Origin of the sequence: Flavobacterium galactosi (assembly GCF_048158585.1) — a bacterium.
In the GTDB taxonomy this organism is placed as follows: Bacteria; Bacteroidota; Bacteroidia; order Flavobacteriales; family Flavobacteriaceae; genus Flavobacterium; species Flavobacterium galactosi.
This window is the reverse complement of the sequence record NZ_JBLNKV010000006.1, coordinates 367560-385039: the sequence shown is the minus strand read 5'-3', so window position 1 is coordinate 385039 and position 17480 is coordinate 367560. Positions and strand designations below refer to the sequence as shown.

Below are 17480 nucleotides of genomic sequence, written 5' to 3'. Positions count from 1 at the left end.
AGCTACAACCGCAAGAGCTGCAGAATCAACTTTGACTACTAATTTGGCTGCAGAAGCCACAAGAGCAGGATTAGCTGAAACAGCCAATGCAACTGCAATATCTACAGAAGCTACAACAGCAAGAGCTGCAGAATCAACTTTGACTACTAATTTGGCTGCAGAAGCCACAAGAGCAGGATTAGCTGAAACAGCCAATGCAACTGCAATCTCTGCAGAAACTACAAGAGCTACAGCAGCAGAAGCAACAAAAGAAGCTTTAGTTAATAAAAGTACTGATGTCAGTACAGATGGTACTTCAGACACCAAATATCCAAGTGTTAAATCTGTTAAAACGTATGTTGATGTAAGTGCTACAACAGCTTCATCTGCTTTAGCAACAGAAACCGCAAATCGTATAGCAGCTGATAATTTAAAAGCAAATCTATCATCGCCAACATTTACAGGAACAGTATCAGGTATCGATAAAACAATGGTTGGATTAAGTAATGTTAATAATACATCAGATGCAAATAAACCTGTATCGACAGCGCAGCAAACAGCATTGAATTTAAAAGCACCTCTTGCTTCTCCTAGCTTTACAGGAACAGTATCAGGTATCGATAAAACAATGGTTGGATTAGGAAATGTTGATAATACATCTGATGCAAATAAACCTGTATCGACAGCGCAGCAAACAGCATTGAATTTAAAAGCAAATCTTGCTTCACCTATCTTTACAGGAACAGTATCAGGGATTACTTCTACAATGGTTGGATTAGGAAATGTTGATAATACATCTGACTTAAGTAAGCCTGTATCAACAGCTACTCAAACCGTTTTAAATTTAAAAGAAGATGTAGTAAATAAATCAACGAATGTTACCACCGATGGCGCTTCAGATACAAAATATCCAAGTGTTAAATCGGTTAAAACTTATGTTGACACCCAAGTAACAGGAATATCAACGCCAGATGCTACTAGTTCAGTGAAAGGTAAAATACAATTGGCCGGAGATTTATCAGGTACAGCTGCTGCTCCGACAATTGCAACAGTTGGTAGTGTAACCGCTGCAAACGTGGCAAGCGGAGCTAACTTGGCTAATGCAGCTACTAATGCAAATACTGTAAGCACGATAGTAAAACGTGATGCATCAGGGAATTTTAGTGCAGGTACTATTACAGCTTCTTTAACTGGAAATGCTACCAATGTTTCTGGTACAGTGGCTGCGGCTAATGGAGGGACAGGGATTACTAGTTATACTGTTGGTGATATCCCTTATGCTAGTGGAGCAACAACTTTAAGTAAATTAGCTGATGTAGCAACAGGTAGTGTTTTGGTATCCGGTGGAGTTGGCGCTGCTCCAGTTTGGGGATATCCGACAATTTATACAGTTTCAGCTATTTCAACACTTGGTACTTTTACCAATACTGGTTATGCAGGCACAATTGGAGGCGCTGGCACTTTAGCCAGTGTGACAGTTGCTCAAGCAGGTGATTATTTAGTAACCTATCAAGGATCATTTGTTAATACTACCAATAATAGATCAGAGAGCATCAGATTATATAATGGTGTAAATAATTTTGCTGCTTCAAGTGAGATGACTTCTACAACAGGTACAAGTATTATGACAATTTCAACAAGTGCAGTATTTACTGCGCTCTCAGCCTCTACTGTTATTGAATGTAGAGGAATTACTAGTGGAAATACTGCAACTGTTTCCCAAGGAATCTTGATTGTTACACGAATAAAATAATATTAAAAGTATTCAATTAAAGGAAAAACATAAACTTCTTCTTTAAGTGGTATGATAAAATATAATAAACTACGATGATTCATAAAACATGATAAGATGAAAAATATATTAATACTGTTTACATTAGTAGCGATGGTTAGTAATGCAAATGCCCAGAGCATCAGCCGCAAGCTCGTCTCCAATGCCGGAGGCACCTTGACGGGAGGTAGCAGCCAAATTACTTTTACCATTGGCGAAACGGTTATCTCTTCGCTGGGTACTGCTGCTGCTGCTACGATGACACAAGGTTTTCAACAGCCAGGGGAGCAAATTAGGACTGGTGGCGTGACCACTTCAATATGTGCCGGAAGCAGTTTTAATCTTCCGTATACTGCCACAGATATTGGAGGGAGCAATACTTTTACGGCTCAATTAAGCAACGCCGCCGGAAGTTTTGAAATCCCGGTAAACATTGGTACACTGTCTGGCAATGCATCAGCGGGTACAATTAGTGTAATTATTCCTTCTAATACGTTGACAGGTTATGGCTATAGAATACGTATAACGAGCAGTTCACCAGCTTTTATTGGTACTGATAACGGGGCTAATATTACAATAAATGCTCTGCCAGTAGCCAGCATTAGTTATGGTGGCAGCCCTTATTGTCCAGTGGGTACCACTTCAGTAACAAGGACGGGTCAATCGGGAGGTACTTATTCCTCTTCTGCCGGATTGAGTATTAATAGCTTAACTGGGGAGATTAATCTTGCAGCTAGTGCAGCAGCTACATATATTGTAACCTACACCTTCAGCAATGCCACATGCTCAGGTACAGCAATTACCAATGTAACTATTTCGATTCCAACAGTACCTGTTGTTGCAGCACAAAACTTCTGCAATTCAGCAACTGTTGCTTCGCTGCCCAATGGTGGTGGGGCATATAAATGGTACACTAAAGGAAAAAACGGCACGGCACTTACCAGTTCTACTGTAATAAGCGCAGGGACCTACTATGTAAGCAGTACATTGGGTAGTTGTGAAAGTGAAAGAGCAGCGGTAAATGTAACGCTTAGTCCGAATGTTACAGCAGGAACAGTAAGTGGTACTACGTCACTTTGTAAAGGAGCAACAGCAATCTACACAAGTAATGGTACTACAGGTGGAAGCTGGAGTAGCACGAATACATCCGTAGCAACTGTTAATGCAGCTACGGGACTTGTAACAGCAGTGAATGCAGGAAATACGATTATCAAATACACTGTAATTACAGGTTGTGGTAGTCCTGTTAATTCGTCATCTGGAACTTTAACGGTTAATGCATTACCGATAGCAAGCATCAGTTATAGTGGTAGTCCGTTCTGTAAATCAGGTTCAGCAAATGTGACTAGAACGGGTCAGGCAGGTGGTACGTATTCCTCTTCTGCAGGATTGAGTATTAATAGTTTAACAGGAAATATCAATCTTGAAGCCAGTTCGACCGGAACATATTCGGTGACCTACAGTTTTAGTAGTGGTACTTGCTCTGCTATAACCACCACCACACTAAAAATTAATAAATGTAATAGTAATAATAGTCGCATAGTAGATGATGTTAATACTATTACTCAGGAATCATCTTTGGAGGTACCAGTTGATAAATTTGATGTTATTGCTTATCCTAATCCATCAAATTATCAATTTACTCTTATCGTTGAAGGTGGCAGCAATGAAAAAGTGGAAGTTTTAGTTTATGACTCACTTGGAAGAATTGTGAAACACATTACTAATAGTGATGGACAACAAATCAAGTTTGGAGAAGGACTTCCATCAGGTGCTTACATTGCAATAGTCAGTCAGGGTATTAACCAAAAAACAATCAGACTGATAAAAGAATAAAGTTATTTACAAACAGGTTTTAAAAACTCCATTTCAATTTTATTGGGATGGAGTTTTTTTATATAATATTTTGTGTTTTGAGAATTCAGTTTTAGATAAAAATAGTAATTATATGGGCTATCAAGAATTGGACAATCAAATGAAAATGTAATGATTTCAACCTGATTGAGTATTATTTAAGCAATGATTTGGGTATTGAGAATGTAATAAATGAGGAGGATTGAATATATGTGGAAGTTCAAAATAGAAATAATTTGTATTGTAAGATAATTCAAATTTACTTTTGGAGCACTATACCTAAATTATTTTAAAACAAAAAAATAGAAGTATGATTATGTAATCACTATTATTGAGAAGTTTTCGGAAAAAGGAGTTTACTGATGTATTTAAGGAAGTTGATGTAGAGAAAAATAATTGAATATTATGTAAAAAAAAACACTCTGAAAACTAATTTTCAGAGTGCCTTAATTTATTTAGAAAAAGTTATATTATAAGTATTCTCCGTGTTGAGAAATATCTAAACCTAATTCTTCTTTTTCTTCAGAAACTCTTAAAGGAGTAATTTTATTTACAATAAAGAAAAGGAAATACGATACTGAAAATGCAAATACGGAAACAAGAACTAATGCTTTTAATTGAATTAAAAACAAAGTAGCGTCACCAAAAATTAAACCTTGGTTATCTCCTACAATCGCATTTACAGATTTTGATGCAAATACACCTGTTAAAAGCATACCTACCATACCTCCAACACCGTGACAAGCAAATACATCTAAAGCATCATCAATTTTACCTTTAGGAAATTTGCTCACCACAAGATTACTTACAATACTGGCAATTATACCAATTGCCATTGCATGAGGAATGCTTACGAATCCTGCAGCCGGTGTAATAGCTACTAAACCTACAACAGCCCCGATACAAGCTCCCATTGCAGAAAGTTTGTGTCCAAGAATTTTGTCAAGAAATACCCAACCCATTGCAGCAGCAGCAGCAGCAACTGTTGTAGTTCCTAAAGCTTGAGCAGCAAGACTTCCAGCTCCAACAGCAGATCCAGCATTGAAACCGAACCAACCGAACCATAATAAACCGGTTCCTAATAATACATAAGTAATACGAGCAGGATTTGCTTTTTGTACTTTTCTTTTTCCTAAGAACATAGCTCCGGCAAGAGCAGCCCAACCTGCACTCATATGAACAACTGTTCCTCCGGCAAAATCTAATACTCCCCATCCGAATAATAATCCATCAGGATGCCATGTCATGTGACATAAAGGAGAGTAAACGAATAATATGAATAAAACCATAAATAATAAGTAAGCCCAGAAACGAACACGTTCTGCAAAAGCTCCAGTTATTAAGGCTGGTGTAATAATTGCAAATTTTGCTTGAAATAAAGCGAACAAGATCATTGGAATGGTTGGAGCCAGTTCCCAAGCAGTGTTAGCACTTACCCCTTGAAAAAATAAGTTTGACATAGGATTTCCTATAAATCCACCTATTGATGGTCCAAAACATAATCCAAATCCAACAACAACCCATAGAACAGTTACTATAACCATAGCCATAAAGCTTTGTAGTACTGTACTAATAACATTCTTTTTGCCTACCATTCCACCGTAAAAGAATCCAAGTCCTGGAGTCATTAATAATACAAGAGCTGTGGCAACTATCATCCAAGCCGTATCTCCTGTATCTAATTTTAATTCAACAACGTGTGCACCTAATGTTGAAGATTCAACAAAAAGATGAATTGAAAAAATGGATAATACTAGAATTGTGATCATTATCACACTTAAAATAATCTTTCGCATAGTTTTTAGTTTTAAATTTCGATAAAAATATAAAATGATTTTAAACCCCCTATTAAAAAAGACTATAATATTTTATTTTTATTGATTTTTCATTTTACCCCCCTATATTTTGTGGGTATGTGATAATTCAATATTAAATTTAATGATTTATTAATGTTGTTTTTCTGAAAAACGACAATTTCTATAAATTATTAAATTTATCATAATATATTAGCAGTCTTTTAATATTATATGGATTATTCGATAATTACACACAATAATAAACAATTTTATCGATAATTTATCAAAATTATAAACAAAAAAAACACCTCATACTTTTATGTATCAGGTGTTTATTTTAATTTTTAAAAATTATTATTTTAAAAGGTGTTGGCTTAAAATTTTGTAAACTTCATTAATATTGTTTCCTCCTTTTCCAAATTGTTTTGAAATGGGTTTATCTTCACTGTTTAACCAAATTTTTAATTCGGCATCCATGTCAAGTATTCCGGCACTTTCTTTAGAGAATTTTTTGATGCTTGAATAAGGAATCGACATATAATCTACTTTGGTACCAACCAATTGTTTTTCGACTAAAATCAACCTTTTATTGGTAAAAATAAACATGTCTTTAATGACTTTATATGCTTTCTCGATTATTTCCTCATCAATTAATATTGGTTCAAATTCTTTTGAAACATTTTCTATCGTTACTTCTGATGCGTTGCCTAAAATGGCATTGAATATTCCCATAATTTTTTAAAATTTATAATTTTCAAAAATAAATTAAATTATGTATTATTAATGCCAATATTTTACTAATTTTCATACAAAATTAACATATGTGCTAATCAAATTTTGATTAAAATTATAGTTTAACAATATGCTTAATGGTTTTCAAAAATGTTTAATAATTATTTTTTATGGAAGAAGAGGTTAAGATAAAATGGGGAATTATAGGTTTAGGTAATATTGCCCAGCAATTTGCAGATGACTTAATGTTGGTTCATAACGCTAAGATAGTTGCCGTCGCCTCGCGAAATCTTGAGAAAGCACAAGGATTTGCAGTAAAGTATAATTGTAAAAAAGCCTATGCCACTTATGAAGAAATTTTTGCCGATGATGAAGTAGAGATTTTATATATAGCAACACCTCACAATTCTCATGCGGCATTAACGATAAAAGCATTACAAAGCAATAAACATGTTCTTTGTGAAAAACCTATTGCTTTATGCTATAATGATGCTTTTCAAATGATTGAAACTTCAAAAAAAAGCAATAAATTTTTTATGGAAGCCTTCTGGACCAGATTTAATCCTGCTGTTCGGGAAGCTTTTCATAAAATTAAAAACGGTGAAATAGGGGACGTCAAATATATAAATGCAGACTTTGCATTTCAAGCTAAAGAACTGGAAGGGAATAGAATGGCTGATTTAAAATTGGGAGGAGGTGCGCTTTTAGATATTGGTGTATACCCTCTTTTTTTGTCCTATCTAATATTGGGAGTTCCTGACGAAATTGTTGCCAAAGCTAATTTTCATGATTCGGGAGCAGATTTACAAACGACAATGATTTTGCAATATGATAATGCTCAGGCTGTTTTGCATTCCAGTTTTCTTTCTTCGTCAAATATGAAAGCAACGATTAGTGGTACGAAAGGCAGAATTAATTTGAATTCGCCTTGGTTTATGACAGAATCATATACTTTGATTAAAGAGAATGAAAAAGTAAAATATAAATTACCAACCAAAGGTAAAGGCTTTACCTATGAAATTGAAGAATGCCATACATGTATCAAAGAAAACAAAATTGAAAGTACCCTTTGGTCGCATCAAAATAGTTTAGAGCTTATAAAAATAGTTGATAAAGTCAGAAACGAAATTGGATTAGTATATCCTTCTGAAAAAATATAGTTAAGAAGTTTAAAATAGAAGTTGATTTTAAATTGTTGTTGTTTTAGAATTAATAGTTTTTCATTTAACCAAAACAATTTTATATGCTAGTTAAAGTTTTTGGAAGCGCCGTTTTTGGAGTCGAAGCTACAACAATTACCGTCGAAGTAAATATTGATAAAGGAATTGGATATCATTTGGTAGGATTACCGGATAATGCCATAAAAGAAAGTAGTTATAGAATTGCCGCCGCACTCAAAAATAATGGGTATGCCATGCCGGGTAAAAAGATAACCATTAACATGGCTCCGGCTGATTTACGTAAAGAAGGTTCAGCCTATGATTTGACTTTAACGATAGGAATTCTTGTAGCGTCAGGACAAATCAAAGCAGATGACATTGATAAATACATCATCATGGGAGAGCTTTCTCTGGATGGTGGCTTGCAACCCATACGGGGTGCTCTGCCTATTGCGATAAAAGCAAAAGAAGAAGGTTTTAAAGGTTTTTTTCTTCCAAAGCAAAATGTAAAAGAAGCAGCAATTGTTGCCGGACTAGAGGTGTATGGAGTAGAAAACATACAAGAGGTTATTGATTTTCTGGAAGGAAAAGGTACATTAGAACCTACAACCATTGATACCAGAGCAGAATTTTATAAAGATTTAGATTTCCCAGAATTTGATTTCTCCGATGTCAAAGGACAAGAAAGTATAAAGCGTTGTATGGAAATTGCCGCTGCCGGGGGACATAATATTATTCTGATTGGTCCGCCAGGCGCAGGAAAGACAATGCTAGCCAAGCGCTTACCCAGTATTTTGCCACCTATGACTTTGCGCGAAGCATTGGAAACTACTAAAATTCATAGTGTTGCAGGAAAACTGAAGGAAGTGGGTCTAATGAATCAAAGACCGTTTCGCAGTCCACATCATACTATTTCCAATGTGGCTTTAGTAGGGGGAGGGAGTTACCCGCAACCGGGTGAAATTTCTATGGCGCATAACGGTGTTTTATTCTTGGATGAATTACCGGAATTCAAGCGAGATGTTCTGGAAGTAATGCGCCAGCCATTAGAAGACAGAGAAGTGACTATTTCCAGAGCTAAGTTTACGGTTACTTATCCGTCGTCTTTTATGCTGGTGGCCAGTATGAATCCGAGTCCCAGCGGTTTTTTTAATGACCCAGATTCGCCACAAACTTCTTCGCCACACGAAATTCAACGGTATTTGAGTAAAATTTCAGGTCCTTTATTAGATAGAATCGACATTCACATTGAAGTTACTCCGGTTCCTTTCGAAAAATTATCTGATGACAGGAAAGCCGAAAGCAGCGTCGATATTCGTAAAAGAGTTACGGCTGCACGAGAAATTCAAACGGGACGTTTTGAGCAAATGGAAAATATTCATTACAACGCCCAAATGAATACCAAACACATTCGGGAACATTGTGCGTTGGATGATGTTTCTAAACAATTATTAAAAACCGCTATGGAGCGCTTGAATTTATCAGCTAGGGCCTACGATCGTATTTTGAAAGTAGCACGCACGATCGCTGATCTAGATGCGGCGCCTACAGTAATTTCCAGCCATATTGCCGAGGCCATTCAGTATAGAAGTTTGGATCGTGATGGTTGGTTGGGGTGAATTAGATTTCAGATTTTTGATTAACGATTTTTGATTACAGCTATTTAACCTCTGCAAAATCGATAAGCGGAAAAAAAAGAAAAGTATAGAAATAAATAAGTCAAAAAAGAGTTTTCGATAGAAATCTGTTTTATTTTTGCCAAATGTTAGAAATTCTTTACCAAGACGAATATATTATAGCAATTAATAAGCCAAGTGGATTGTTAGTCCACAAATCATTTTATGCGCGCGATGCAAAAGTTTTTGCTATTCAAGAATTGAGAAATCAAATAGGAGGGCAACACGTTTATCCTATTCATCGGTTAGATCGCAAAACATCTGGTGTCTTGTTATTTGCGTTGGATCCAGCCGTTTTAAAAATTATGAATGATCGTTTTGCCACACGCGAAGTCGAAAAAAAATATTTAGCAATTTTACGGGGTTGGTCACCCGAAGAACAAAGGATTGATTACGATTTAACTAATGATGATGGCATTACACAAAATGCAATAACCTACTTTCATCGATTGCAAAGTACCCAAATTGAGTTAGAATTTAACAATAAACCTACGTCACGATATTGTTTGGTAGAAGCGATTCCTGAAACTGGACGTATGCATCAATTACGAAAACATTTCAAACATATTTTTCATCCCATTTTAGGAAGTCGTCCACATGGTTGTAACAAGCAAAATAAATTATGGTTGGAGAATTTTGAACTGAAAGGAATGATGCTTCATGCACATCAGTTAATTTTTAATCATCCCATAACAAATGCACCACTTATCTTGAATGCAAAGATTAATGAAGAGTTTAGCAGAGTAGGTACTATTCTTAATCTAGATTTGAATACCTATGAATAGAATACTTATTTGTAAAGTAATGCTTTAATTATTGTTGTATTTGGAAACAACAGTTTTCAGTATAAAGAGGAGTAGATTTCAGATTTTTAGATTTTCTTGTCTTTTATGAATAAACTTAGCAAAAAGAAAGTTGTAAAAAGCATTATTACCTGTATTATAAAAACTGGATATAATAAATTTGATTCTGCATATCTAAAGCCAAAACTAACTACTGATACCGGAAATGTTAATAGTAATCCATAAAGTGACCAATCTCCATAAAATAAATCTTTTGGATAAATTGAACAAACCGATAAAGTTCCCAATGAAACGTAAAATAAAGAGATTTTAAATGCTAATTTTTTGTCTTTAATTAATTTTATAATCGTATTCATCTTTCTTATTTAAGTTCATTTTTATTTGAAATTTACTTTTTCGAAATATAATAGAATAAAAAGCGATGGCTGATTGAATATCAGATTTTTAAAAATACCTTTCAACTTCTTCATTTTTAAAATTATGGGCACGTATTGCAAATCTGCGCTATCGCGGCGGGTGATTTAAAGTCTGTCAATAAAATCAGAAACAAATACAAGTAAGGAAAAGGCCTTGAAACTATTTATTTCTCTACCAAAATCCATGTCCAAACCATGCATAACTCCGTGTCGATTTAATTTACTGTCATCTAAATTTGTTTTTGAATAAAATGAATCGATTGTATTTGTATTTTCGATTGCAATCATTAAAATTGAAAAGAAATTAGCACCTTTTTTTTGGGCAATGTACTGTTTTAATGCTTCTTTATTTTTACGATTTTTAAATAAAAGTCCACTGCATATGCCGTCTGCCTCAGATAAGAAAAGAGTAGAGGAAGCATAATACTTTCCATTTTGGTGACAGTAAACTGCTTCTTCTATAATTTTAGAGCGATTTTCATTAATTGCTTTTTCCATCAATCCTGTAATATACCCAAGTGAAATATCAGCATCTACATACCACCCATAACTAGCTAGTTTTACAAAACCATCATTAGAGATTTCTTCAAACCTTTTGATCCCTTCCGCGAATCTTTTTAATAATTTAGGGTCTATAAGATTTTTAAACTGTTCCATAAATTTTTACCAATTAGTATCTATATTATGAAATAATACAAATACAACTATTTTTGAGTAGAAATGTATCATAAAGCTCATACTATTTATTCCAAATATATTCATTTTTTCTTACAAATCATCTAGCTATTTTAGATTTGTGGGATGAATTTATAAAATGGTATTTTGAAAGTAAAAACGCTCTAAATAGCCCCGATAGAAACGAAAAACCTTGTGAGGGCTGGCGTTTAGCCCTCACAAGGTTGTAGTGGATAGCGGGAGGTTACTTCCTCAAAAAACGAAATCATGCTGCTCCTAAAAAAAGAAAATGTATTTTCTTAGTTGTTATCTATTAGAACGTCTGTCATTATTTTGACTTGGACGTCTTGCACCAAAACTATTGTTGCTGGTGCGGTTTGTAGTATCGGTTTTTGGTTTCTTAGGAGTTGAATTGCGTTGCACTCTGCCTTGACCTTGTTTAATTGGCTCCGTTGAAGCGTTAGGATCTGGCTCAAAACCTTTGATGTTTTCTTTCGGCAATTTCAAGCCAACTAATTTTTCTATATCGCGTAAAAAAACAGTTTCGTCTGGACTAAACAACGAAATGGCTTCTCCACTTGCTCCAGCTCTTCCGGTTCTACCAATTCGGTGTACGTAATCTTCGGGAATATTAGGCAATTCAAAATTTATAACATGCGGTAATAATGGAATATCCAAACCTCGAGCGGCAATATCTGTAGCGACCAAAGCAGTTAGACTTCCGTTTTTAAAACCGGCTAGGGCTTTAGTTCGTGCGCCTTGACCTTTGTTTCCGTGAATAGCTGCTGCTTTGATTCCGGCACTAATCATGCTTTCAGTCAGTTTATTGGCGCCTTGTTTGGTACGGGTAAACACCAAAATTTGTTTCCAGTTTCCTTCCGTAATCAGTTTAATGATTAATTCTGTTTTTTTCTCTTTGGCACAAGGATATACTTTTTGAATAATAGCATCTACCGTCGTGTTTTCCGGTGTCGCTTCAACCTGAACAGGATGGTGCAAAATACCCATTGCCAATTTCTTGATGTCTTTTGAAAAGGTTGCCGAAAACAGCAAGTTTTGCCTTTTTGAAGGCAGTACTTTCATGATACGTTCAATATCACGTAAAAATCCCATATCTAGCATGCGATCTGCTTCATCTAAAACCAAGATCTCAACTTTAGACAGCGATACTAAACCTTGATTTTGCAAATCGATTAATCGACCGGGAGTTGCTACCAAAATATCAAGACCCTGACGCAATTGAGCAACTTGTGGATTTTGGTTTACACCTCCAAAAATTACGGCGCTGCGCAAATCCAAAAACTCACTGTATTCTTTTATATTAGCTAATATTTGAGCCGCCAATTCTCGTGTTGGAGTTAATATCAAGGCACGAATAGGTCTGTGACTCAAGTGTTTTCCTTGCGATAATATTTGTAATATGGGTAGCGTGAAACCGGCTGTTTTTCCTGTTCCTGTTTGTGCGGATGCCAATACATCTTTACCTTCCAGGATTGGCGGAATTGCTTTTTGTTGTATTGGAGAAGGTGTTGTGTATCCTTTTTTGCTGATGGCTTTTAATAAAGCATCAGATAAGCCTAATGAGTTAAATGACATAAATAGTGTTTATAAAGTAAACACTATTAGTTAGGTTACTTTTTTAATTGGGCGCAAAGGTACTGCTAATTTTTCGATGTACTTTTTATTGCTTGACTTTGTTTAAATAAAAGATTATTACTTCGTTTTAATCCGTTATAAACAATATTCGAGACGTTATAATTATAGTAAATTCAAAAAGTGTAGCTAATAGTGTTATTGCTTCATACTGAATGAAATACCATTAGTTTCTTAAAATCTGTCCAAGTTTTAAACTTGTGTCCAAACGGAAGGACAAAGCCCGATTTTTTATGTAATAATATTTAAAAATGTTTTAATGCAAGTCCTTAAAAGTATCTCCTTGTTTTAGATCACCCGTTTCGTATCCTTTTTTAAACCAATACATTCTTTGTTCAGAAGTTCCATGAGTAAATGAATCAGGAACAATTTGCCCTTGCATTTTTGATTGAATTGCATCGTCGCCTACCGCATTGGCAGCACTAAGTGCTTCTTCAATATCCCCATCATCCAGAACATTATTCCCTTTTTGGTAATGTGCCAATACACCAGCATAAAAATCAGCTTGTAATTCTAGCGCTACGGACAATTTATTGGCTTGAGCTTCACTTTTACCTCCTTGAGCCCGTCTCATTTTATCTGAAGTTCCTAATAAATTTTGTACATGGTGTCCTATTTCATGTGCAATTACGTAAGAGATAGCAAAATCCCCGCCTTCGGCACCAAATTTTGATTTTAATTCTTCAAAAAAATCTAAATCCATATATACTTTTTGATCGCTAGGGCAATAAAATGGGCCAGATGCAGATGAAGCGCCTCCGCAAGCAGTTTCTACCGCTCCTTTGAATAGAACTAATTTTGGATTTATATACTCCTTACCATTCTCGGTAAAAATTTTGCCCCATACGTCTTCATTGTCTGCTAAATTCACTCTAACAAAATTGCCTAGTTCTTCCTCTTCTTTCGTTAAAGGAATACCAGATTCTGTTTGTGTAGATTGATTGCCTTGCATTTGCTCCAGAACAGGAGTTAAAAGCTGTGCATTTTCACCTCCAAAAACATTCAATAATAAAATTATAATTCCTATTATTCCACCACCAGCGGCTATTTTTCCACCAGATAATGTTCTACGGTCCTCTACATTGTCACTTTGTCTTCTGCCTATCCATTTCATAATTTAGAATATTAAATTAATTTTTGTTTTTCAATAGTAGTACTAAATTAAATTATTTTTATTAAAGCAGTATAGATTTCCAGTATTATTAATCCTTATAAATAGGGGTTGTCCATTTAGAAAGTGTTTCTTCAATAATCCCTTTTATTATAGGTTTTGATATATAATCATTCATTCCTGCCTCAATACATTTGTCTTTTTCTTCTTTTTCTGTACCTGCAGTTATTGCAATAATAGGAATACTTTGACCGGATTTTAAATTACGGATTTCTTTCGTGGCTTCATATCCATTCATTATTGGCATTTGGATGTCCATAAAAATAATATCAGGGTTTAGGATTTCAAATTGATCAACTGCATCTTTCCCATTTAAAATTTCAGAAATTGTCGCATTTGGATATAAATTTTTAAGTATTGTTTTAAGTAATAACATGTTGATTTTATTGTCCTCAACAATCATTATTTTTATTTTTTTAGAGTTTTTGGTTGGTACAATTATGTCCTCATCTTTATTAATAAGAGTGTTAATTTGGACTGTGTTTCCAGATGTTTTATCAGTAATCTCTAAATCTAAATCAAAATAAAATGTACTACCTACATTAATAGTACTATCAAGTTGTAAACGGCTGTTCATTAAACCTAATAGCTGATTCGAAATCGTTAAGCCTAAACCTGTTCCTCCAAATTTTCTGGTTGTAGAGCTGTCTTCCTGAGAAAAAGCCTGAAAAATTTTCTTTTTATTTTTTTCTAATATACCCATTCCAGTATCTGCAACTGCAAAACGAATTTTGGCTCTGGAATCATCCGTTTTTTCAATAACACAAACATCTAATTTTATAATCCCTTTTTCAGTAAATTTTACCGCATTTGCTAAAAGATTAATCAGTATTTGCTTTAAACGAACACTGTCAATCCAAAAATATTTAGGGACATCCTTGGCTATATTCAATTCTAAACCCAATTTTTTTTGATTGGATTCATATAATATCAAATCAATGATTTGACTCAATATTTCCTTAGCATCATATTTTTCAATATATAAGTCTAATTTCCCAGCTTCTATTTTTGAGAAATCAAGAATGTCATTTATGATATCTAATAATGAATGTGCCGATTGGTTTACGGTTATCATATATTTTTCTTGGGTGCTTCCAAGATTTGTTTTCATCAATAAATCAGTAAACCCAATAATTCCATTTAAAGGAGTTCTGATTTCATGACTCATATTAGCAAGAAATTCTGATTTTGCTTTATTGGAAGCTTCAGCCAATTCTTTTGCTTTTATAAAGGTTTCAGCTTGTTTTCTTTCAGTGATATCAATAAAAATACCTTCTATAAATGCGATTTTTCCCTCTTTATAAATAACATCTCCAAATTCTTCTACCCATACAAATTCTTTATTTTTATGAATAATTCTATAAATGGAATGTATTGGTATTCCGTTTTTAATGGCATCTTGCTGACTTTGCAAAGTCTGTTCTTTATCCTCGGTGTAAATTAAGTCTATAAATGACAACCTATTAGTAAGAAAGTCTGATTTTGGGTATCCAGTGAGTTTTTCAATTTCATCATTGATATAAATTTTAGTAGCATTTTTATCATATTTTGATAAATAAACAGTCCCAGGAATATTATTAGCTAATAATCTGAACTTTTCTTCACTTTCATATATTGCCGTTTCATTTATAATTCGTTCTATAGAGGCAGCAATGTTTCTTGCTAATGTTTGTAAAATATTGATTTCATCTTCATTCCAAATTCTTTCATTGTGAGTATCATCAAATCCTAAAAATCCATGAAATTTGTTTTTCACAAAAATTGGAAAAAGGATTACTGAAGATACATCTACTTGAGATAATTTATGTCTTAAAGATTCATTTTCAATTTTGGAAACTGTAGATTCAAAAATTTGATTATTTAAAAGCGGAGTTAGCAATTCCTCAAAAAACTCATGAGGTAAATTTTGAAGCTTTATGTTGTTTTCAGTTAATTTAATATTGTTAATTGACCATCGGTATTTTTGGCTTATTAATCCTGAATTTTCATCGTTTTCGTAATAATACGCCCTATTTGATTTTGTTGCTTTTCCCATGATTATAAGAACATCCGAAAAAATAGCATTAATATCATTACTGTTTAATAATTTTTCGGTGCAAATTGTCATAGCGGATAATAGCTCGCTTTTATATTCTAATTTTTTATCAACTTCATATCGCATTTGTGATGCAATTGCTAATGATATAATATCGGATATTGTTCGTGCAAAATTGACATCTTCGTTATCCCAATTTCTAATAATTCCAGTGGTTTCAAAGCATATCGTTCCAATTAATTCACCATTTGTAAAAATGGGTATATCGAGCGTGGATTTAATGTCATTTTTTGAAAAATAGTTTTCGATGAATTCTGATATTTCCCATTTATTAAAAACATCTGGGGCAACAATTTGTTTTTTGTTTTTTATAGATTCAAAATAAATTGGAAATTTTTGCTGCTTTAAAATATTTCCTTCTCCAAATGCATTGGTATCTAATAAGTATAAATTTTCGCAATAAATTGTATCTTCCGTATATTTCCAAAAGCTAACTCGATTACACTTTGAACTTTTTGCAGCAGCTTCTAATATTAACTTTATACTAATTTCAAAATTTTCAAAATAGCTAAAATTAGTTGTAGATAATTTTTTAATTATATTATTGTATTCTTCATTTTTTTCTTGACGTATTCTATTTTCAGTTTCGATATTTTTTAAAATAGTTATGTCTCTACCTATGCCGGAATAGCCAATTATTTTGTACGAATCATTTCTGCGAATCATTACTTTTTGAGAAATCCATACTATTTCACCATTCTTTTTTAATAAAGGAATTTCGATAGTTGGAAAATCAAATTCCTTTTCTTCTAGATTTTGATAAAAAAACATCATTTCATCAATATAATCGTTCCTTATAAATTCCGAATAATTTCTCATAAGAATCTCTTCCTCACTATAACCTAAAAATTTAATAGTAAAATCGTTAACAAACGTAAAATTACCATCATCATCAACTTCAAAAATAATATCAGTAGCCGTTTGAATTAAGTTTTTATATTGATTTTGAATCTGAACTTCATTGGTTATATCTTGACCAATTCCGATGATTAAATCATCTGAAAATTTCGTATCCTTCCATTGAATGTATTTGTATTCCCCATTTTTACATTTTAATTTTCTAGTATATAATTTCTCGTCAACATAATTTTCGCGATACTTTTCGCCAATAAATTCTGGATCTTCAGTAAGTTTCCAAAACTCTAATCCCATTACTTCTTTTGATGTGTATCCTAAAATTTGAAATATGTTTTCACTACAAAAAATAATTTCTCCCTTTTTATTACTCGCTACCGAGAGTGAATTTCCTTTGTTTACAATTTCATTGGTAAAGCTAAATTTATCTTTTATGTTTAATAAATATAGGTGTCTGATGTAATTAATAACCAAAATTATCAAAGAGTAATTGAATACCATAATTGTGGTATTTAGTGGTACTAATTCAAAAATAAAAATGATGATTAAGTAGGTAAAAACTAATCCGACAAAAATCCAATATAATTTTATTGGTTTTAGAATGCTGTAGGAAAAGAAAAAAGCTATTATAAAAGCAATAGCGGGTAAAATATCAGGGGAAGAAAAAATCAAATTTCTGCATACAAAACTAAAAGATAGAACAAAAAGCACCTTGAAAATTTGATGTAGGTTTCGAAATACAAAAGACGATTTTTTACTAATAAAATATACCGCTAAAAAAAATGCACCTAAACTGCAATTTACGATTAATAAGCTTTTGTGTCTTACTTTGAAAATTTCGAAA

At 33.4% G+C, this 17480-nt stretch carries 12 protein-coding genes; 5 read left to right on the top strand and 7 right to left on the bottom strand.

Annotated features, from left to right (window positions below; translation table 11 throughout):
- Together ACM55M_RS14860 and ACM55M_RS14855 are read left to right on the top strand one after the other, a co-directional pair.
- The coding region (locus tag ACM55M_RS14860; protein ID WP_416858436.1) for a hypothetical protein at window positions 1-1732 on the top strand (1732 nt) is incomplete at its 5' end.
- Between the two features lie 96 nt (window positions 1733-1828).
- Window positions 1829-3586 (top strand): T9SS type A sorting domain-containing protein, encoded by a 1758-nt coding sequence (locus tag ACM55M_RS14855; protein ID WP_416858435.1) that lies wholly within the window; start codon window positions 1829-1831, stop codon window positions 3584-3586.
- 488 nt (window positions 3587-4074) lie between these two features.
- Here ACM55M_RS14855 and ACM55M_RS14850 read toward each other — a convergent pair whose 3' ends face one another.
- Both ACM55M_RS14850 and ACM55M_RS14845 read right to left on the bottom strand, forming a co-directional pair.
- A complete protein-coding gene (locus tag ACM55M_RS14850) occupies window positions 4075-5400 on the bottom strand; it encodes an ammonium transporter (protein ID WP_416858434.1) in 1326 nt (441 codons plus the stop codon).
- 354 nt (window positions 5401-5754) lie between these two features.
- Window positions 5755-6132 (bottom strand): PH domain-containing protein, encoded by a 378-nt coding sequence (locus ACM55M_RS14845; protein WP_416858433.1) that lies wholly within the window; start codon window positions 6130-6132, stop codon window positions 5755-5757.
- Window positions 6133-6302: 170 nt separating this feature from the next.
- Here ACM55M_RS14845 and ACM55M_RS14840 point away from each other — a divergent pair, with 170 nt between their 5' ends.
- From ACM55M_RS14840 to ACM55M_RS14830, 3 genes are all read left to right on the top strand, one after another.
- The gene (locus tag ACM55M_RS14840; RefSeq protein WP_416858432.1) at window positions 6303-7292 is read left to right on the top strand and encodes a Gfo/Idh/MocA family protein; all 990 of its coding nucleotides are present in this window, start codon (window positions 6303-6305) and stop codon (window positions 7290-7292) included.
- Window positions 7293-7375: 83 nt separating this feature from the next.
- Window positions 7376-8911 carry a YifB family Mg chelatase-like AAA ATPase gene (locus tag ACM55M_RS14835; RefSeq protein ID WP_416858431.1) on the top strand — a complete coding sequence of 512 codons (1536 nt, stop codon included), beginning with the start codon at window positions 7376-7378 and terminating at the stop codon, window positions 8909-8911.
- Between the two features lie 143 nt (window positions 8912-9054).
- Window positions 9055-9753, top strand: coding sequence for a pseudouridine synthase (locus ACM55M_RS14830; RefSeq protein ID WP_416858430.1), 699 nt, complete (start codon window positions 9055-9057; stop codon window positions 9751-9753).
- 86 nt (window positions 9754-9839) lie between these two features.
- Here ACM55M_RS14830 and ACM55M_RS14825 read toward each other — a convergent pair whose 3' ends face one another.
- From ACM55M_RS14825 to ACM55M_RS14805, 5 genes are all read right to left on the bottom strand, one after another.
- Window positions 9840-10127, bottom strand: coding sequence for a hypothetical protein (locus ACM55M_RS14825; RefSeq protein ID WP_416858429.1), 288 nt, complete (start codon window positions 10125-10127; stop codon window positions 9840-9842).
- 165 nt (window positions 10128-10292) lie between these two features.
- Window positions 10293-10844 (bottom strand): hypothetical protein, encoded by a 552-nt coding sequence (locus tag ACM55M_RS14820; protein ID WP_416858428.1) that lies wholly within the window; start codon window positions 10842-10844, stop codon window positions 10293-10295.
- A gap of 324 nt (window positions 10845-11168) precedes the next feature.
- Window positions 11169-12458 (bottom strand): DEAD/DEAH box helicase, encoded by a 1290-nt coding sequence (locus tag ACM55M_RS14815; protein ID WP_416858427.1) that lies wholly within the window; start codon window positions 12456-12458, stop codon window positions 11169-11171.
- Window positions 12459-12771: 313 nt separating this feature from the next.
- On the bottom strand, window positions 12772-13629 hold the full coding sequence (gene ypfJ, locus ACM55M_RS14810; protein WP_416858426.1) for a KPN_02809 family neutral zinc metallopeptidase: 858 nt from the start codon (window positions 13627-13629) through the stop codon (window positions 12772-12774).
- A gap of 88 nt (window positions 13630-13717) precedes the next feature.
- Window positions 13718-17137 (bottom strand): PAS domain S-box protein, encoded by a 3420-nt coding sequence (locus ACM55M_RS14805; protein ID WP_416858425.1) that lies wholly within the window; start codon window positions 17135-17137, stop codon window positions 13718-13720.
- Window positions 17138-17480 lie beyond the last annotated feature (343 nt).